Source organism: Acinetobacter pittii (assembly GCF_022449185.1).
Taxonomy (GTDB): domain Bacteria; phylum Pseudomonadota; class Gammaproteobacteria; order Pseudomonadales; family Moraxellaceae; genus Acinetobacter; species Acinetobacter pittii_I.
Genome location: NZ_JAKUKO010000004.1, coordinates 282,901 through 301,188 on the forward strand (window position 1 = coordinate 282,901; position 18,288 = coordinate 301,188).

Here is an 18,288-nt window from a genome sequence, read left to right on the forward strand (position 1 = left end):
CAACATTTGCGAATATACTCAAAATCTAAGTCTCTGATTTAAAATGCCACATTTTCTTACAATTTAAGAAGTCGTCGCCAACTTAAACCTGCTGCTCTTTTACATATTCTTCAGTGCGAATCATGGCTGCTCGCATGTTTTGAATGGCATTTTCAACATCAGCTAAAGTCTTTGCATTTCCACCACTTAGTGCTTGGCGCCATTTACGAGCACCCGGTAAGTTTTGGAATAAACCTAAAATATGACGTGTAATGATTGAAAGGGGAGCACCTTCAGCCATGCGTTGCTCAATATAAGGCAGCATTTGTTCCATAATATCGAATCGATCTGGTGCTTCTAAATTCCAAAGCTGGCCGAGCTCAGCAAGTAGGTAAGGGTTGTGATAGGCTTCACGGCCAATCATGACACCATCAACATGTTGTAAATGAGCTTGAGTTTCGGCAAAAGTTTTAATTCCGCCGTTAATTTCAATGGTTAGATGGGGGCGTTCTTGCTTTAAGCGGTATACATCTTCGTAGCGTAAAGGAGGGACTTCTCGGTTTTCTTTTGGAGACAAACCTTTCAATATCGCAATACGGGCATGCACAACAAAATACGTACAACCTGTTGCAGCGACAGTATCTACGAAATGTAGCATTTCTTCGTAAGACTGCATGTCATCAATACCGATACGGTGCTTAACTGTTACCGGAATATTGACGGCTTTTTGCATGCTGTGAATGCATTCAGCAACCAAGTCTGGCTCTGCCATTAAACATGCACCGATTTTATTGTTCTGTACACGGTCACTTGGGCAGCCTACATTTAGGTTGACTTCGTCATAACCCCAGTCTTCAGCCATTTTTGTGCATGTGGCAAGCTCTTGTGGGTTTGAGCCGCCTAACTGTAATACAATAGGATGCTCTTGTGCACTGTAGTCTAAATGGCGTTTAGCATCGCCAAAAAGAATCGCACCTGTGGTCACCATTTCGGTGTATAGCACAACATTTGGGTTAAACAAGCGCGCAAAAAAACGGTAATCTTTGGTTGTCCAATCCATCATCGGAGCGACGGATATTCTTGGATGTATTTCTTCGATTACATTATTTTGAATATCAGACATTTGAACACCAATAGAATCATAAGAGAGGAGAGTCGGATCTGTATTTTATCAATCAACTTTATGCGCTGAATATATGAGCTCGAAGAATTCTTCTCATACATCAATTCAAGTGACTGCGATAAATCAGAAAATTCTGAAAATAGATTAAAAAAGTAGGAGCTGAATTATACTGAAATGCTAGAATTTAGCAAAAAATTCAATGCTGGCATGAATATTGAATAGATTAATATTTGCTCAAATTTGTATTTTGTCTCATTACATAAAATTACACAAATTATATAATATTGATTTTTATAAATAATTTTAATTATTTTATACAATAATAGTTTCAATTCAAACTATTTCATCTCAATTAATTTGAAGAAAAAATATTCGCTCCCTATAATGATTTCCACTCATGGGATCAGGAAGAAAAGTATTTGGTTTAGACATAAAGAGCGATAAATAGCGTGGGAATTTTCCATTAAAATACAGACAACATCATGTGTGGCGTACTAAAATAGTGTGTTTAGCTTTTTTTGTGCGTGATTATGATGGATGATGCTGTACGTGTTTTACAAAGTGTTCGGCGGATAGAACAATGTGTGGAGCTTTATTCCAAACGATTGTCTCAACTTCACCACATCACTACACCACAATTAGTTGCTCTGATGACAATTGCAAAAATTGGTCCTTGCAGCATGTCTGCAATAGGTAAAGCAATTTTTGTAAGCCCAAGTACGGTTGTTGGAATTGTTGATCGCCTAGAAGAAAAAGGGTTGGTATTGCGTATGAGGGATACACAAGACCGTCGACATGTACGTGTCAGCCTGACTTCAAAAGGTGAGCAATTACTTAATCAATCACCATCTGCATTACCAGAAGGTTTTTCACTGGCTTTACAAGCTTTAACCAATGATGAGCGCCAAAGTCTCATTATTTCGTTAGAGCAGTTTGCCCAGTTACTAGAGGCAAAAGTTCCAAATTAAAGCCAGTAGAAAGCAAGATTATACAGATAAAGATTTGATTATTTTCTAACAATATAAATAAGCTTTCCTGATACCACACTTAACTTGAGTATGCCGAGTATGGAAATACAAAAGGAGATAGCGTGGAAGCTTTATCAAGACAGTCGCTACGTTCGACGAAACAATCAATTATTCATCAATTGAATCAATACAATGTGCGTAATTTTCAGCCACAAGATGTGCGAGAAGTTCATGCCTTGATTCAATCTTGTCCATCTTTGGATTTAAACTCACTCTACGCTTATGCATTACTTGCTGAGCATCATACAGATACATGTCTTGTCGCCTATGATCATAAGGAACAGATTTGTGGTGTTGTCACGGGATATATTTGTCCTGAAGAACCTGATACTTATTTCTTGTGGCAGATCGCAGTCTCGCCCACAGAGCAAGGAAAAGGTATAGGCTCCTTACTCCTTGATAATGTTAGAGAACAATGCCTAGAACCCCGCCAATTAAAACGATTAAAAACAACAATTTCACCAAGCAACAAAGCCTCTCAAAATCTTTTCCGCAGTTTCGCTTCCCGTTTTGATGTTGATTGTAAAGTCAGTCCATTTTTATCAAAACAGGCGTTGCAACCCTTAGAACCAGAACCTTTTGAAACACAACATGAACCTGAAGATCTCTACACATTAGGGCGTTGGGATTGGAATTGATCAACCGTTAAAACGTTGAACTTGTTGTTTTACATTCACTCGGAGTGATTCATGAATATTTTCAGCCGATTAGAGTCTGAAGTACGCGGCTATATCCATTCTTTTCCTACAGTTTTTAAAACTGCAAAAAATGCAGTTTTAGTAGATGAGAAAAATAAGCACTACATCGACTTTTTGGCGGGTGCAGGCACATTAAATTATGGACATAACAATCCAGTCTTAAAGCAAGCTGCGATTGACTATCTGATGCAGGATGGAATTGTGCATGGTTTGGACATGGCGACCTCTGCAAAGAAGGCATTTATTGAGACTTTTGAGCAATACATTTTAAAGCCAAGAGCTCTAGATTATAAATTGCAATTTACAGGTCCAACAGGGACCAATGCCGTAGAAGCTGCAATTAAACTCGCACGTAACGTGACCAAGCGACATAACATTATTGCCTTCACCAATGGCTTTCATGGTGTCAGCTTAGGTGCACTTTCACTCACGGGAAATCAAAAGTTTCGTGAAGCTGCTGGGGTTGAGTTAGGCAATGTTCATCATGCAGCTTATGCAGGCTATTTTGGTGATGACGTTGATACCATTGCGATGCTTGATAAGTTGCTCACAGATCGAAGCAGTGGTGTGGATTTACCTGCTGCGATTATTGTGGAATGCGTACAAGGTGAAGGTGGTCTAAATACAGCAAGTATGCAGTGGCTTAAAAAACTTTCAACTTTGTGTAAACAGCACAAAATATTATTAATTGTGGATGATATTCAAGCAGGATGTGGTCGTTCTGGAAGTTTCTTTAGTTTTGAAAAAGCTGAGATTTATCCTGATATTGTGACTTTATCTAAATCATTGTCAGGCTTTGGTTTGCCGATGTCTTTGGTGTTGTTCAAGCCAGCGTTAGATATCTGGAAATCTGGGCAACATAACGGAACGTTCCGTGGTAATAATCTTGCATTTGTTACTGCAACCACAGCCATTCAAAAATTTTGGGCAGATCAAAAATTCCAAACAGAATTAGCGCAAAAGTCTGAGCTGGTGAGTGGTCGCCTAAAGCATATCGTTCAAAAATTTCCTGAAGCTGAACTGACACATCGTGGCCGTGGTTTGATGCAAGGTATTGCCTTTAAAAATCCTGACTTGGCAGATGAGGTGACGACACACGCGTTCAATCTAGGCTTAGTGATTGAAACTTCAGGTAGTCGTGGTGAAGTGGTGAAATTGCTTCCGCCCTTAACCATTGAGAATGAAACCTTAGAAAAAGGAATCGACCTTCTAACCCAAGCGATTGAGCAAGTTGTACAAGATGATGCTCACGCTAAAACTTTGAGTATTCAAAGCAAATCTATGAATAAATTACAAGGAGCTGTTTCATGATCGTACGTCAACTACAAGATATCTTAAATACTGAGCGTGATGTGCAAACAGAAACTTGGGCAAGCCGCCGTCTACTCTTACAAGAAGATGGTATGGGCTTTTCTATGCATGAAACAACTATTTTTGCAGGGACGCAAACGCATATTTGGTACAAAAATCATTTGGAGGCGGTGTATTGCGTACAAGGTGAGGGTGAGGTTGAACTGATCCCTTCTGGTGAAGTCTATAAAATTACACCGGGAACATTGTATGCCTTGAATAAAAATGACAATCACTATTTACGTGCAAAAACGGATTTGGTGCTGGTGTGTACCTTTAATCCTGCATTGGTTGGAACAGAAGTTCACGACAAAGATGGTGTTTATGCAACACCTGAACAAATGATGAAACAAGTGGAGGAGGAGGCTTAATCATGCAAATGAGTAATCCTTATCTAACTCGACGAAATGACTCGGCTGCAATTGTGGCTCGTGTTGATCCTGTGGTCTATGAAGAAACTATCACACAAGGTGTTTCCGAGCAGCAAAAGCAAGACTATGCCAACAATGGTTTCTTACAAATAGACGACTTGTTTAGTGCAGAAGAAGTGAAATATTTACTCGATGAGTTGCATCAAATGCGCCAAGATTTTGCGGTGCAGCAACGTCCAGAAGCGATTATTGAGCGAGAAAGCCAAGAAGTGCGTTCAATCTTTAATGTACATCGTTTGAATGACGTGTTTAAAAACTTGGTTGCAGATGAACGTGTACTTAATGTTGCTCGATCATTGCTCGGCAGCGAAGTTTATGTGCATCAGTCTCGTATCAACTATAAGCCGGGTCTGCATGGCAAAGAGTTCTTTTGGCATTCTGACTTTGAAACTTGGCATAGTGAAGATGGTATGCCGAGAATGCGTGCGTTGAGTTGTTCGATTTTATTAACAGATAATAGCGAACATAATGGGCCATTATTGGTAATTCCGGGATCCCACAAGCATTATATTTCTTGCCAAGGTGAAACACCTGATGAGCACTATAAAAAGTCTTTGAAGAAGCAGGAATATGGTGTGCCAGATGGTAGCTTGTTAGAGTATTTGGCTGATATGGGTGGCATTCATTCTTGCACAGGATTGGCTGGAAGCGTTGTGTTCTTTGACTGCAACCTTATGCATGGTTCAAATAGCAATATTACACCGTTCTCTCGGAGCAATATTTTCTTTGTCTACAATAGTATTGACAATCAATTGCAGCAACCTTTAGGTGGTATTAAACCTCGACCTGAATTTATTGCGGCTAGAGAAGATATAGAAGTAATTCAACCCAATAATTTACAACTTTAAGAAAAAAGCCAAGTCTTGAGACTTGGCTTTTTTCTTACTCAACGATGGCTTTAGATGTGCTGAAATAACTATCTAAAAAGCTAAACAAAATACAAAATACAACCAGTCCAACACCTGCAACACATGTCATAGTCCATCCGCCACGGTTCCAAGCAAAAATTCCTAATGCTGAACCAGCTGCGCCACCAATAAAATAAGTGGTCATATAAATGGCATTAATACGAGATTTAGCATCTGGACGTAAACGGAAAATAATGCTCTGGTTGCTGGTATGAACGAGCGCGAGTGCTAATTGAATTAAAGCAAAGCCAATAACATAACTAGAAAGGAGGGTTTGTCCGAAATAGAAACAAAGCCAGCTCACCAAAAACAGTCCACAACCCATCCACGTAAGTAACTTTGTGTAGCCTTGGTCGGCATATTTACCAATATAGCGTGTTGATAATGCCCCAAAGATACCGACTAGTGGGACCAGTCCGATAAATAGATCGGGCAAATGGTGTGCCGAAGTCAAAAGTAAGGCGATGGTGGAATACAAAATACTTACTGCGGCAAAGGCGAAAGCACCTGTAAGCGCTCTTAATAATAGTCGCTTTTCCTCTTTTAAGAGTTGAGCCATGGAAACAAATATTTGTCCATAGTTCATTTTCATACGCAAGACATAAGGCAAGCGGCTTTTTAAGGTAAATGCCAACAGAAGCATTAATACGCCGCTGACGACATACACTACTTTCCAGTGAAAAAGGTTGGAAAATAAGCCAGCTAGACTGGTAGAGAGTAAAATCCCAACCAATAAGCCACTCATTAAAAAACCAATAATCTCGCCAGTTTTTTCGGGTTTTACGGTCATTGTGGCAAGTGGAATCAGGACTTGGGCAGCAACAGAAAACAATCCCGCTAAAATTGTACCAATCCACAACATGGGTAAGTTCACAGCAAAAGCAGATGTAAATAGACCAACTGCGCAAAGCACCATCAAAAATGGAATAGCTTTGGCTTTATTGACAATATCACCCAATGGGACAATAAAGAGTAAACCGAGGGCATAAGACACCTGAGCAAATGTCACTGTTAAAGCGGCTTGTGCTTGAGTTACAGCAAACTCTTGCTGAATAGAGTGAATTAGAGGCTGACAATAATAATTCACACCTGCACATAATCCGCATGCTGCTGCCATCAACCAAAGCAAAGGTTTATTTTGACTGATATCTTCAGGGGTAGACATGACGTTCTCTCAGTTTTATTGGGTGTATGCCGTTGCTTCAACTTCAATAAGCATGTGTTCTAGTGCAAGGCGCGGCACAGGAATAAGTGTACAGGCAGGAAAAGGATGATTTTTCCATAAATTTTGCATAATTTTAATCAAAATTTGATGTTTTTCGACCGAGTGGTCAACAACTAAAACTCTCAATACAGCAATATTGCTAAGCTCTGCATTGGCTGCTTTTAAAGCATGTTGAATATTATCAAAAACTTGGTTCGCTTGTTCTTCAAAACTTGGGCTTAATTCACCTTGGGAATTTTCGCCTCCTTGACCTGCTACATGAATAATATTCTTAAAGCTTTCCACTACAGCAACATGACTATAAGCGTTTGGCGTTGGATTATATAAAGTTGATGGATTTATGATTTTAAAAGTTTCTTGACTCATGTTGGAACTCAACCGTTTATTAAAATTTAGATGAGTATCCAACCTCAACTTAAGTTGAGGTCAAGAGAATTTAATGTTTTAGTCTTTTCTTTCTAAGTGTAATCATCATGACGCCGACAATATTAAGAAGGCAGCCGACCCATTGCCACATATTGAGATGTTCATTTAAAAAAGCAACAGCAAGTAAAATCGTTAACACTGGTCCAATTGAAGCAATCATTGCAGATTGAGAGGCACCTAATCGTTCAATACTTTGCATGAGCATAACGGTGGGTAACACGGTGATTAAAAAGCCTAAGCCAATGCCATACCAAATTACACTAGAGGGAAGTTGTAATAGAAGTTGAATTGGATGAGGTGTACTTAATGCGTAATGAGTTAATGTGCCGATACAAGCCACAGTTAAGGCTAACCCTGTGAAATTCCAAGAGCCAAATTTCTTAATGAGAGGTGGCGTCAGTAACAAATAGCCGGCGAAAGCCACGGCACTTGCAAATACGAAACTTGTTCCTAACCAGAAGTTGCCCTGAATTGGTGCATTGTTGTGCTCCTGAAGCATAACCAGTACCGTTCCACCATAACTAAGAAAAATGGCAAATAAACTTTTTACATCTAATTTTTGTTTGTAGAGTAAGCTTGATACGATGACTGTAAGCGTGGGATATAAAAATAGAATAATTCGTTCCAAAGAGGCACTAATAAACATAAGGCCCATGAAATCGAGCCAACTTGCAAAATAGTAGCCTAATAGACCGGCAAAAATTAAAATTAGCCAATCCTTCTTTTTTATGCCCTGATTATGATGCCTGTTAAACCAGCAAATTAATAGAAAGAACGGTAAAGCGCTTAACATGCGTAAAGCCATCAGGACCGTACCGTCTACTAATGGAGAAAGGGCATAAGTCTGTTTAATAAAGATTGCTTTTGTACTGAATAGAAACGCAGAGCAAAGAGCAAAAAAAGACCCGATTTGAAACGAAGATAAAGAAATTTTCATATACAGGACTGTATAAGAGAGACTATTGTCTGCAAAAAAAAGAAAAATCCTCTTATGTTACACCTCTAAACAAATATCGTGAATCATCAGTTCAAAATATGGGTATTTATTAAATAAATAGTGGGTGGTATTTTAAAAAAGTTCAATTAGAATCCAAATTCTGTACAAAGAATACACATGGGGGAAACATTGCAGCTTGCAATGTTTTTGACAATGAGAAATTAGCTTGAGGAACGCTCATGCAGATCGGAATCCCAACCGAAACTGTCGTCGGTGAAAATCGTGTAGCTGCTACGCCAGAGACAGTAAAGAAGTTGATTAGCGCTGGTCATAGCGTTGTGATTGAACGTGGTGCTGGTGTAAAGGCTGCGTACATTGACAGTGCTTATGAACAGGTCGGTGCAACCATTACGGATGATGCCTATACGGGTAGTCAAATTATTTTGAAAGTTCGCGCACCACAGGGCGGGGAAATTCAGAAACTTGCAGCAAATACCGCTGTTGTAGCAATGTTTGATCCTTATCGTAATACCGAGCTAGATCAGTTTGCGAATCAACAAGTGTCTGCTTTTGCTCTAGAACTGCTTCCTCGTACGCTTTCTCGTGCACAAAACATGGATGTGTTGTCCTCTCAAGCAAACTTAGCTGGTTATAAGTCGGTTTTACTTGCTGCTGCTGAATATCAACGCATGTTCCCAATGCTTATGACTGCTGCGGGTACTGTAAAGCCTGCGCGTGTTGTGATCATGGGGGTTGGGGTTGCTGGTCTACAGGCGATTGCAACTGCAAAACGTTTAGGTGCAATTGTTGAAGCGACAGACTTACGTCCTACAGCTAAAGATCAAGTTGAGTCTTTAGGTGGTAAGTGGTTAGACGTCCCAATGTCTGAAGAAGAGCAACAACGTGCAGCAGATGCCGCTAAAAATGGTTATGGATGGATGCCGGGTGAGCAATACATCAAAGACCAAGCTGCGATTGTAGATAAAGCTGTTTCTAATGCTGACATCGTGATTACTACTGCATTGTTACCAGGTCGTGATGCACCACGTTTAATTAAAGCTGAAACTGTTGCCAACATGAAACCGGGTTCTGTCATTTTAGATATGGCTGTTGAAACTGGTGGTAACGTTGAAGGCTCTAAAGTTGGTGAGACTGTGTTTACAGAAAATGGCGTGAAAATTTTGGGTGTTCCAAATATTCCGGCAACTGTAGCAACAGAAGCTTCTGCATTGTATGCGCGTAACGTTTTTAATTTCGTAGAGACCTTATTCGACAAAGAGAAAAACTTTGCGATTAATCAGGAAGACGAAATCCAAAAAGCCCTATTGGTCACTCATGGCGGTCAAGTACTGCTTAAGCGTGGTTAAGGAGATTTCTCATGGTTGAAACTATTACAATTTTCGTCCTTGCCATCTTCGTAGGTTATTACGTGGTTTGGGGTGTTACGCCAGCTTTGCATACACCACTTATGGCGGTAACCAATGCGTTGTCATCTATTATTGTGGTAGGTGCGATGTTGCAAACTGTAGGTCTGCCAGTTTTAGGTGTAGATGCTAACGTTGCATTTCAAAGTGTGAATGTGGTGAGCGTACTCGGTGCGATTGCAGTATTTTTGGCAAGCATTAATATTTTCGGTGGCTTTGCAGTAACTGCACGCATGCTGGAAATGTTTAAGCCTAAGCAAAAGAAATAAGAGGGCTTTGACATGGAATTTATTCAAGCAAATGCAAACTGGTTGTACCTTGTTGGCGCAATCCTCTTTATCTTGACGCTTCGTGGCTTATCTGGTCCTAAAACAGCAATTCAAGGTAACCGTTACGGTATGATCGCGATGGCGATTGCAGTTGTAACAACCTTCTTTGTTGCGAATAACCCAGTTATTTGGATGATCGTTGGGGCAATGGTGTTAGGTGCAATCGTGGGTATTGCGCGTGCACGTACAGTGCCAATGACGCAAATGCCGGAAACTGTTGCGCTTATGCACTCATTAGTGGGTTTGGCTGCTGTTTTAATTGCGATTGCTGCAATTTTACATAACAACCAACTTACTGAACTATTTGCTCAAAATGAGGCGGCTTTAACAGCAGCTGGCGTGCAGCATGCACACATGAGTAAGGTTCACTTATTTGAATTGTTTGTTGGTTGTTTCGTTGGTGCGATTACCTTTACTGCATCTGTGTTTGCGTATGGTAAATTGGCTGCGAAAAAATGGGCTAAAACAATTTCTGGTGCATGGGTTAAACCTGTTCAAGCACTTATCTTTGTTGCGATGTTGGCTTGTGGTTTCTACTTCTTTACAACTGGCAACATGACTGCTTTCTGGGCAATGACAGCACTTGCACTTGCATTTGGTTGGGTTTGGATTGCACCAGTGGGTGGCGGTGATATGCCTGTAGTGGTATCGCTTCTTAACTCATTCTCTGGTTGGGCAGCGGCAGGTATTGGTTTTACTCTTGAAAACAACATGTTGATCGTTGCTGGTTCGCTTGTAGGTTCATCTGGTGCGATTCTGTCGTACATCATGTGTAAAGCAATGAACCGTTCGATCATCAATGTATTGTTTGGTGGGGCAATGGGTGGTGCAGCAGTTGCAACTGCAGATAAAGGTGAACAAGTTCAACGTAACTACCGTTCAGGTTCTGCTGATGATGCTGGCTTCTTAATGTCAAATGCGGATAGCGTTGTGATTGTACCGGGTTATGGTATGGCGCAAGGTCGTGCTCAAAATGCGGTAAAAGAGTTGTGTGAACTTTTGAAAGAACAGGGTGTTCGCGTTCGTTTTGCAATCCATCCGGTTGCGGGTCGTATGCCTGGTCATATGAACGTACTACTTGCTGAAGCAGACGTAGCATATGAAGACATTTTGGAAATGGATGAGATCAACTCAGATTTCCCTGCAACTGACGTAGTACTTGTAATTGGTGCAAACGACGTTGTAAACCCAGCTGCGAAAGATGATCCAAGCTCACCGATTTATGGTATGCCGATTCTTGAGGCTCATAAAGCGCGTACAATCATGGTGATTAAGCGTTCTATGGCAACTGGTTATGCTGGTCTAGACAATGACTTGTTCTATAACGAAAAAACAATGATGATCTTTGGTGATGCTAAGAAAGTTGTTGAAGATATGACAAAAGCAATTAACGGTACAGGCCACTAATTTGCTTTGAAATAAAAAAACCACCTTCGGGTGGTTTTTTTATGTGGGCTGATTTTTTAAAGAAATTTTTCTACAAGATCCATAGATTGTTGATACAGGTCACGTGCCAGTTGCTGATTTTTAGCATGTGATGATTTCCAGTCTGGCATGTGGGCGCTGACATATTCGCCATTGCGGTTTTGCCATGCTTCAGAAGTTGCCATTTCTGTAATGAGCTTTGCTGGAACTGAGGTTGGGACTAAACCTAATTTCATCGCCGCATAGATGGGTTTTGGTAGGTCGCGATAAATATCAGAAGCAACACCACCCGGGTGTAATGCATTATTGGTAATTGAACTTCCAGCTAACTGTTCTGCTAATGCATTGCTGAATAATAAATTTGCAAGCTTTGATTGTCCGTAATAGAACAGGGGATTGTAAAAGCCTTCTGCGCGAAATTTATTGGGTTTAATTGAACCCACCCAGTGGGCAATAGATGCAAGATGGATAATGCGCGCTTTAGGAGATTGTTTTAAAACTGGAAGTAATTTTTGAGTTAATAAAAAATGGCCTAAATAATTAACCCCAAATTGTTGCTCAAAGCCTTCACTGGTCAACTGTTTGGTTTTGGCAAATAAACCTGCATTATTAATAAGTACATCAAGGTTGCCATATTTATCTGCAATTTCATCGGCAGCTTTTCTGGTTAATTCAAGACTATTTAAGTCGAGAGAAACGACATCGACTTGTCCTTGGTTAAGTGAGCTTAGTTTGTTTTGTGCCTCTTGCGCTTTCTGAGGATTTCGACATGCCAAAATCACATGTTGTCCTTGTTTAACGAGTTGTTCTGCTGTAGCAAGGCCAATGCCCGTATTGGCGCCTGTAATTAATATCTTCACTTTCTGTACTCCGGTTATGCTATTTATTGGTGAGAACTTTCAGAAAATATATAGTGCTGCAAATCTGACAATTTGTCATGTCAAATTTGGTTGTAAGTGATGATTGGTATTTGTGGGGGCTGGAAAGATGATGGGATATTTGAAAATGGTTAAAATCTTTGTTTAGTAAATAAAAAAAGCGGCTCAAAAGAGCCGCTTTTTTTAAAAGCAAAATTTTAAGCAACCGACTCTGGAGCGGTACGCCATAAGCTTTCTAAATCATAGAATTTACGAGCTGTTGGTAGCATTACGTGTACTACAACAAAGCCGAGATCAATTAAGATCCATTCTGCATCTCGTTCACCTTCAACGCCAATCGGGCGGAAACCGGCTTTTCGAGCTTCTTCTGCAACATTGTCAGCAAGTGCTTTGACATGGCGAGTAGAAGTACCACTTGCAATTACAATAGCATCAGCGACATTGCTAATTGAGCTAACATCTAACTGGAGAATATCTTTTGCTTTTACATCAACTAAAGCGTCATGGACGACTTTGAGACAAGCTTGTACGTCTTTATTTGAGGTGTTCATTGCGAAATCGTGAGAATTAGACACGCTGGGCGATGGTTCTAAATTCATATAGGGTATATTTTCCTGACAATTACTCACTATCTAATATAGTGGTTTTCGCACTAAATTTCAAACAGAAGTCGTAACAGTTTATATATTTACATCATCAGAAAAGTATTTTTTCTTCCATGTAAACGACTGATTTGAACCATTTTCAGGTTTATATTCCGCTGCAATATAGTTCTGATATGAACTTTGCTTTAACCAAGAAAAAATTTGTTCATAAGGAATTTGAGCTGTATCAGGCTCATGGCGGCCCGGACAGTCTGCAAATTGAATATGTCCAATTAAGTTAATATTCTCTTGCAAACCCTCAAGTACATCTTCCCCCATCATGGCCATGTGATAGCAGTCATATTGCATTTTCAGAGCAGGGTGGTTGACCGCTTCGAGCATTTCTTGGCCCTGCGCAATGTTCTGCACCAAAAAGCGAGGCATATCCGTGCCATTAATCATTTCAAAAACGGGTTCTATACCATGTTCACTGAGTAAGTTGCAGGCAAGTTTTAAATTGGCTGCTAGTGTTTTTAAACAAGGAAGTAAGTCAGCATCTAGTGGTTGCTTACCCGCCAAAATATTAACACGAGGAACGTTTAAAGCCGTGGCATAGCTAATAGCCAATTCTAATGCCTCATGGAAAGCTGTTTCTTGGCCGGGAATGCCTGCTAAACCGTTTCCGCCTTGCATAAGATCACCTGCAGGCACATTTATTAGACAGAGATTGAGGTTGTAACGTTTAAGTTGGTCTTGAATCTCGGAAATGGTAAGTTCGTATGGGAATTGGATTTCTACATGTTCAAAACCCTCTGCATGGGCTAATGCGAAGCGTTCAATTAAAGGAACTTCGGTAAAAATCATGGATAAATTGATTGCGAGACGGCCCATACTCAAACTCCGTTTATTATTGCTCTACTACTTGAATCATAGTAGCTAAATCTTTCTCAGCAAAGCCATTTTTTTGGTGAGTTTGTAGCTGTAATAGAGCTTTTTGTGCAACAGGGATATCTAAATTAACATTGTTAGCCAATGTTACCGCGTTGTTAAGATCTTTGGATAATGTTTGAACTTTCCACTGAACAGGCTCGAATGTATGAGTTGCCATGCGTGGTGCAAGTATTTGAAATGGCTTTGAGTCGGCAAATCCACCAGCTAGAGCTGGAGCGAGTAATGTGGTGTCTACACCCGCTCGATCTGCAAGAGCAACAGCTTCCGCAATAAGAGCACTATTTGCTGCCACAATCAATTGATTACAAATTTTAGTGGCTTGGCCAGTTCCTGTATCTCCCATTCGTGTTACACGTTGAGATAAAACATTATAAATAGGCGTTAATTCTGTAATGGTTTGAGCATTACCACCTGCAAAAATAACAAGTGTGCCTTGTTCGGCACCAGCGGTTCCACCTGATACGGGTGAATCAATCCATGTAACATCATGCGCGGCAGCAGTTTGAGCAAGCGTTTTTGTTGCAGCAACAGATAAGCTCGAGAAATCAACAATTACCTGTTTAGCTTTTAAATTAGGCTGAATTTGTTCAAATACAGTTTGTACAGCTTTGTCATCTGCTAGACAGGTCAAAATAACAGGATATTCGCCAATATTTATAAGATCTAAAGGCTGTGCGCCGATATCAATCAGTTCTTCACATGCAGAAAAGGTTCGATTCCAAACTGCAACTTGAAAACCAGCCTGAATAAGACGGGTTGCCATACGGCTTCCCATCAACCCTATACCTAAAAAAGCAATAGGGGTGTTGCGATCAAAATTCATAATCTGAGCTCTTTATTTATATTGGCGTGGTAAAAAATTAACTTCCGGATGTTTGTCTTTTTTACGAGCAAGTTTGCTATTTTTACCAAGTAATAATTTAAGTTGCCAGATTTTTTCTAGACGCAATGATTTTTCTGGTTGGTGCTCCATCGCATCAAGTACACGTTTTGCCGCAGTGAGCGCATCAGGTGAGCGTTGTAACATTTCAGTGGCAATTTCATTGGCTTTTTCTAATGGAGAGTTGCTTAAATGAGTGACAAGACCAATTTCTTTTGCATAATCTCCATCAAAAACACGGGCTGTTAAGGTAAGTTCTTTTGCAAGATCAACGCCAATTAGTCCCTTCAAGGAGCGAGTAAGTCCCATATCTGGAACTAAGCCCCAACGGCTTTCCATAATCGACATTTTAGTGTCTGGATGAGAAATGCGAATATCAGCTGCTAAGGCAAGTTGCATTCCGGCACCAAAACAATATCCTTCAAGAGCTGCAATCACAGGTACAGGTAAATTTTGCCAAATCAGGAATGCTTTTTGGAATAAGCTTTGTCCGGGTTTCACAAGCTCCCAAATGGCAAAGGCAGAATTTTTTGGATTATTCAGGTCAGATAAATCAATTCCGGCACTAAAAACTTGTGCTTCACCTGTCAAAATCACACAGCGGATATCTCTATCTTTTTTAATGGCTTTTGCTGTTGAAACGAGTTCTTTGAGAAGGGCAAAACTCATGGCATTACGTTTATCAGGACGGTTTAGATAGACTGTTGCAATGCCATTATTCTTTTCAATACGTAAAAGTGCCATGAAATTCCCGCTTATTTTTTTATCGATAAGCGGAGCATAACATGGCTGTAATTTGGAAACATGACAGCTCAGTCATACCATTTGGTAGATATGCTAGTCAGGAATCACCAAGATTTGGTGGGCTGCACTTTCTACTTCTTTAACAACAAGGCCTAACTCATCAAAGCGTCTCATAACCTCTTCAATAAAGCCTTCATCGGCTATACGGCGTTCTTTGCGTAGTGTTGAAATAAATTGCTCAAAGTCACCGGTCACTTGTTGTAGTTTTGGAGTCCCGACATAGCGAGTAGCACCATAGAGGCGATGTAAAACATGCTCAAGTTGAGGGAAGTCTTCAAGCTCAATGAGCTGCTGCATTTCATCAAGCTCAGTTGGAAAACTATCAACTAACATTTTAAGTAGATCTTGCGCTAAGTCTTCTTTATTTGCTGCAAGCTGCAAACTTTGTTGCCAGTTTAGAATTTCTGGGTCTAATGCTTCTGCAACGACATGATGGTCTTTATCTGGAGCTTTTGCTGTAAAGTTGTTTTTAGTCCATTGCGTTAAGATCTGGATAATTTGTTCCATTTGAATTGGCTTGGTGACATAGTCATTCATGCCGACTTTAAGGAGTTTTTGCTTTTCATCAGCAAGGGCATGCGCTGTTAATGCAATAATTGGAAGCTGCATTTCACCATCTAAAGTCGACTCTAATGAGCGAATAGCGCGAGTTGTATCAATACCTGACATAACAGGCATTTGAATATCCATAAATACCAAATCAAATGGTTTAAGCTTCTGGTCAATTCGCTCTTGGATCAGGTTCAGCGCTTCTTGACCGCTGAGAGCTTTAGTTGTTCTAACGTTGAGTTCACCTAGCAAGGCTTCTAAAACAATTAAGTTAGGTAGGTGGTCATCGACTGCCAGAATGTGTAAACCTTGACCATTAAAATCTTGTTGCTCCTCTTCAAAAATAGGCTGATCATTTAATAATTGAATGAGTCCGCTTCGACTTAATGGTTGATATAAAGGGCGAGCACGATATTCATTGAGCATATTTGGCTCAAGTGTCATTTGATAGCCATAGACTGCCAAATTGCCTTGATAACGACTACGGATTTCTTTTAATAACGCTTCAGTATCGCCGCTGTGGTCAACAATGAGCCATGTATTGTCTTTTTGATCAAGATGTTTTAAACGACTAAATAAGTCCAGAATCGATTGTGTCTCGATATGAGGAACATGATAGTTCTCAAGGTAATAACGTAAAACACTTGCTGTAGCAGGGTGGGCAAGATAAGAAACCACTTGTAAATGTTCAAAGTGCGGGTGTTCAATCTCGTAATCTTCATCTACTACAAATTGTGCTGTAAACCAGAAGGTTGAGCCTTTTTCTGTTGGAGCACGTTCCTGATTGTCCTCAAAGCCAATTTGGCCATGCATCAGATGGACAAGCTGTTTAGAAATAGCTAAACCTAAACCTGTACCGCCAAATTGGCGTGTAACAGATGCATCACCTTGCGAGAATGATTCAAATAATTTTTTACGATCTGTGCCGCTTAAACCAATACCACTGTCTTGAACACTAAAATGAAGTAGGCATTGTCCGATATCATCATGTTCCATACGAACACGAACAATAATTTCACCGTCTGGAGTGAACTTAATCGCATTTGAAATCAAATTGGTCAGAATTTGTTTGAAGCGTAAAGCATCACCAATCACTTGTTGTGGAATGTTGTCTGCATAATAAAACGCCATGGCAATATGCTTTTGGGCAGCCAGTGGAGACAGCATATCCATGACATCAAAGACAGCTTCTTCTAAATCAAACGGTGCTGTTTCAAGCTCTAACTTACCGGCATCAATTTTTGAGAAATCTAATACATCATTAATTAATGCTAATAAATGGGCAGATGATTTACGAATAGTTTGCAGGTAAAGATTTTGTTCGTTATTTAGATTTTGTTGACGAAGTAATAAATGAATAAAGCCATCAATACTGTTTAAAGGCGTTCGAAGTTCATGACTAATATTGGCAAGGAAAACCGATTTGGCTTGGTTTGATGAAATCGCTTGGTCACGTGCTTGACGATAGGTAATGTTTTGAACCTCTAAGGTATCTAACGTTCTGCGTAAGTCTTCTTCGGTTTGTTCGGTGTGTTCTTTTAACTCTAAAAAGCTAAAGTGCAATCGTTTAACAACGTTTGCAATATCACGCTGTAATAAGCGCAATTCACCCGTACTGTTAATGACCATATGCTGGTCCAACGTGTCTGCATTTAAACGTTGCAACTGCATGCGAATTTCGTACATCGGCGCAATCCAGCGACGCGAATAAAAATTCAAGCAAAGTAAAAGTAACAGTAAGGTCATTAAGCCAGTAATGACGAGGGCGATTAGAATACGGTAACGAGCCAGTTCTAATGGCTGATTATCCATTTCAATAACAAGCCAAACAGGTGCTTTTCCAGGTGTGTCGCTAATCCGTTGTCCATAAATATTGTTGTGGTTATAAGAGATTGGCCCAAAAAAATTATTGTTTTGTTTGAAGTTTGGCCAGTACCGATTGTCACGATAACCGATACTTAAATAAGTTTGACCATTACTATCAATTAAAGCAGCACGTTTTAGATTTTTTTCACTAAACATGCTTTGCATGATGTGCTGAGCGTGATCATATTCATCGGGTTCTAGTTCAACCAGCTTATATAAATCGATCGCGATTTGATTGTAGCGAGCTAAAATTGCAGAGGCATGATGTAGCTGTTGTTGTTTTACTGAATGTGAGGTTTCAGTTAAAACCAGAAAAGCACCAACACACGTTAAAATCATAATAGGCACAAAAATCAGAGCAATTAATTGCCCATATGCATGATTCAGACGTAAGCGTTTCGATAAGGTTTTATTGAAATTAGACATGGCTACATCAGATTTATCTCTCTGTACGGCATCTTATCACGCTTTATTTTAAAACAGACGGCATTTT

At 40.0% G+C, this 18,288-nt stretch carries 18 protein-coding genes; 8 read left to right on the forward strand and 10 right to left on the reverse strand.

Features of this window, described 5'->3' with window-relative positions; genetic code table 11:
* Positions 1 to 82: 82 nt before the first annotated feature.
* Positions 83 to 1,102, reverse strand: a complete 1,020-nt coding sequence (gene dusA, locus MKX14_RS11635; RefSeq protein ID WP_240282489.1) for a tRNA dihydrouridine(20/20a) synthase DusA — start codon at positions 1,100 to 1,102, stop codon at positions 83 to 85.
* A gap of 533 nt (positions 1,103 to 1,635) precedes the next feature.
* On the opposite strand from dusA, the gene MKX14_RS11640 reads away from it, so the two are divergent.
* From MKX14_RS11640 to thpD, 5 genes are all read left to right on the forward strand, one after another.
* Positions 1,636 to 2,070 carry a MarR family winged helix-turn-helix transcriptional regulator gene (locus tag MKX14_RS11640; protein WP_046812617.1) on the forward strand — a complete coding sequence of 145 codons (435 nt, stop codon included), beginning with the start codon at positions 1,636 to 1,638 and terminating at the stop codon, positions 2,068 to 2,070.
* Between the two features lie 122 nt (positions 2,071 to 2,192).
* Positions 2,193 to 2,768, forward strand: a complete 576-nt coding sequence (gene ectA / locus MKX14_RS11645) for a diaminobutyrate acetyltransferase (protein WP_108009550.1) — start codon at positions 2,193 to 2,195, stop codon at positions 2,766 to 2,768.
* Positions 2,769 to 2,819: 51 nt separating this feature from the next.
* On the forward strand, positions 2,820 to 4,139 hold the full coding sequence (gene ectB, locus MKX14_RS11650) for a diaminobutyrate--2-oxoglutarate transaminase (RefSeq protein ID WP_046812614.1): 1,320 nt from the start codon (positions 2,820 to 2,822) through the stop codon (positions 4,137 to 4,139).
* Positions 4,136 to 4,549 carry an ectoine synthase gene (locus MKX14_RS11655; protein WP_004881729.1) on the forward strand — a complete coding sequence of 138 codons (414 nt, stop codon included), beginning with the start codon at positions 4,136 to 4,138 and terminating at the stop codon, positions 4,547 to 4,549. Before ectB ends, MKX14_RS11655 begins: the two co-directional genes overlap by 4 nt.
* A 2-nt stretch (positions 4,550 to 4,551) precedes the next feature.
* Positions 4,552 to 5,457, forward strand: a complete 906-nt coding sequence (gene thpD / locus MKX14_RS11660) for an ectoine hydroxylase (RefSeq protein ID WP_046812613.1) — start codon at positions 4,552 to 4,554, stop codon at positions 5,455 to 5,457.
* 34 nt (positions 5,458 to 5,491) lie between these two features.
* Here thpD and MKX14_RS11665 read toward each other — a convergent pair whose 3' ends face one another.
* The 3 genes from MKX14_RS11665 to MKX14_RS11675 form a co-directional block, all read right to left on the reverse strand.
* The gene (locus tag MKX14_RS11665; protein ID WP_240282490.1) at positions 5,492 to 6,682 is read right to left on the reverse strand and encodes an MFS transporter; all 1,191 of its coding nucleotides are present in this window, start codon (positions 6,680 to 6,682) and stop codon (positions 5,492 to 5,494) included.
* 15 nt (positions 6,683 to 6,697) lie between these two features.
* Positions 6,698 to 7,108 carry a RidA family protein gene (locus MKX14_RS11670; protein WP_017399913.1) on the reverse strand — a complete coding sequence of 137 codons (411 nt, stop codon included), beginning with the start codon at positions 7,106 to 7,108 and terminating at the stop codon, positions 6,698 to 6,700.
* Between the two features lie 70 nt (positions 7,109 to 7,178).
* Positions 7,179 to 8,105: a DMT family transporter gene (locus MKX14_RS11675; protein WP_240282491.1), complete on the reverse strand. Its 927-nt coding sequence runs from the start codon at positions 8,103 to 8,105 to the stop codon at positions 7,179 to 7,181.
* A gap of 239 nt (positions 8,106 to 8,344) precedes the next feature.
* Between MKX14_RS11675 and MKX14_RS11680 the strand changes: the two genes are divergently transcribed.
* From MKX14_RS11680 to pntB, 3 genes are read left to right on the forward strand one after another with little or no spacing between them, the layout of a single operon-like run.
* Positions 8,345 to 9,472, forward strand: coding sequence for a Re/Si-specific NAD(P)(+) transhydrogenase subunit alpha (locus MKX14_RS11680; protein ID WP_240282492.1), 1,128 nt, complete (start codon positions 8,345 to 8,347; stop codon positions 9,470 to 9,472).
* Positions 9,473 to 9,483: 11 nt separating this feature from the next.
* Positions 9,484 to 9,798 (forward strand): proton-translocating transhydrogenase family protein, encoded by a 315-nt coding sequence (locus MKX14_RS11685; protein WP_000230434.1) that lies wholly within the window; start codon positions 9,484 to 9,486, stop codon positions 9,796 to 9,798.
* Positions 9,799 to 9,810: 12 nt separating this feature from the next.
* Positions 9,811 to 11,265: an NAD(P)(+) transhydrogenase (Re/Si-specific) subunit beta gene (pntB, locus tag MKX14_RS11690; RefSeq protein ID WP_240282493.1), complete on the forward strand. Its 1,455-nt coding sequence runs from the start codon at positions 9,811 to 9,813 to the stop codon at positions 11,263 to 11,265.
* Positions 11,266 to 11,321: 56 nt separating this feature from the next.
* On the opposite strand, the gene MKX14_RS11695 is transcribed toward pntB, so the two are convergent.
* From MKX14_RS11695 to MKX14_RS11720, 6 genes are all read right to left on the reverse strand, one after another.
* Positions 11,322 to 12,143, reverse strand: coding sequence for an SDR family NAD(P)-dependent oxidoreductase (locus MKX14_RS11695; RefSeq protein ID WP_240282494.1), 822 nt, complete (start codon positions 12,141 to 12,143; stop codon positions 11,322 to 11,324).
* A 215-nt stretch (positions 12,144 to 12,358) separates the two neighbouring features.
* The gene (rsfS, locus tag MKX14_RS11700) at positions 12,359 to 12,760 is read right to left on the reverse strand and encodes a ribosome silencing factor (protein WP_001047580.1); all 402 of its coding nucleotides are present in this window, start codon (positions 12,758 to 12,760) and stop codon (positions 12,359 to 12,361) included.
* A gap of 81 nt (positions 12,761 to 12,841) precedes the next feature.
* A complete protein-coding gene (gene hyi, locus MKX14_RS11705) occupies positions 12,842 to 13,636 on the reverse strand; it encodes a hydroxypyruvate isomerase family protein (RefSeq protein ID WP_108009562.1) in 795 nt (264 codons plus the stop codon).
* 16 nt (positions 13,637 to 13,652) lie between these two features.
* Positions 13,653 to 14,519, reverse strand: a complete 867-nt coding sequence (gene glxR / locus MKX14_RS11710; RefSeq protein ID WP_240282495.1) for an NAD(P)-dependent oxidoreductase — start codon at positions 14,517 to 14,519, stop codon at positions 13,653 to 13,655.
* A gap of 12 nt (positions 14,520 to 14,531) precedes the next feature.
* Positions 14,532 to 15,320, reverse strand: coding sequence for a crotonase/enoyl-CoA hydratase family protein (locus MKX14_RS11715; protein WP_108009566.1), 789 nt, complete (start codon positions 15,318 to 15,320; stop codon positions 14,532 to 14,534).
* Between the two features lie 93 nt (positions 15,321 to 15,413).
* On the reverse strand, positions 15,414 to 18,221 hold the full coding sequence (locus tag MKX14_RS11720; protein WP_108009568.1) for a GacS-like sensor histidine kinase: 2,808 nt from the start codon (positions 18,219 to 18,221) through the stop codon (positions 15,414 to 15,416).
* Positions 18,222 to 18,288 lie beyond the last annotated feature (67 nt).

What these genes read in the sequence shown, in the direction of transcription:
- dusA (WP_240282489.1), bottom strand. Translation starts at nt 1,102, where the DNA reads ATGTCTGATATTCAAAATAATGTAATCGAAGAAATACATCCAAGAATA.
- MKX14_RS11640 (WP_046812617.1), top strand. Translation starts at nt 1,636, where the DNA reads ATGGATGATGCTGTACGTGTTTTACAAAGTGTTCGGCGGATAGAACAA.
- ectB (WP_046812614.1), top strand. Translation starts at nt 2,820, where the DNA reads ATGAATATTTTCAGCCGATTAGAGTCTGAAGTACGCGGCTATATCCAT.
- MKX14_RS11655 (WP_004881729.1), top strand. Translation starts at nt 4,136, where the DNA reads ATGATCGTACGTCAACTACAAGATATCTTAAATACTGAGCGTGATGTG.
- thpD (WP_046812613.1), top strand. Translation starts at nt 4,552, where the DNA reads ATGCAAATGAGTAATCCTTATCTAACTCGACGAAATGACTCGGCTGCA.
- MKX14_RS11665 (WP_240282490.1), bottom strand. Translation starts at nt 6,682, where the DNA reads ATGTCTACCCCTGAAGATATCAGTCAAAATAAACCTTTGCTTTGGTTG.
- MKX14_RS11670 (WP_017399913.1), bottom strand. Translation starts at nt 7,108, where the DNA reads ATGAGTCAAGAAACTTTTAAAATCATAAATCCATCAACTTTATATAAT.
- MKX14_RS11675 (WP_240282491.1), bottom strand. Translation starts at nt 8,105, where the DNA reads ATGAAAATTTCTTTATCTTCGTTTCAAATCGGGTCTTTTTTTGCTCTT.
- MKX14_RS11680 (WP_240282492.1), top strand. Translation starts at nt 8,345, where the DNA reads ATGCAGATCGGAATCCCAACCGAAACTGTCGTCGGTGAAAATCGTGTA.
- MKX14_RS11685 (WP_000230434.1), top strand. Translation starts at nt 9,484, where the DNA reads ATGGTTGAAACTATTACAATTTTCGTCCTTGCCATCTTCGTAGGTTAT.
- pntB (WP_240282493.1), top strand. Translation starts at nt 9,811, where the DNA reads ATGGAATTTATTCAAGCAAATGCAAACTGGTTGTACCTTGTTGGCGCA.
- rsfS (WP_001047580.1), bottom strand. Translation starts at nt 12,760, where the DNA reads ATGAATTTAGAACCATCGCCCAGCGTGTCTAATTCTCACGATTTCGCA.
- hyi (WP_108009562.1), bottom strand. Translation starts at nt 13,636, where the DNA reads ATGGGCCGTCTCGCAATCAATTTATCCATGATTTTTACCGAAGTTCCT.
- glxR (WP_240282495.1), bottom strand. Translation starts at nt 14,519, where the DNA reads ATGAATTTTGATCGCAACACCCCTATTGCTTTTTTAGGTATAGGGTTG.
- MKX14_RS11715 (WP_108009566.1), bottom strand. Translation starts at nt 15,320, where the DNA reads ATGGCACTTTTACGTATTGAAAAGAATAATGGCATTGCAACAGTCTAT.
- MKX14_RS11720 (WP_108009568.1), bottom strand. Translation starts at nt 18,221, where the DNA reads ATGTCTAATTTCAATAAAACCTTATCGAAACGCTTACGTCTGAATCAT.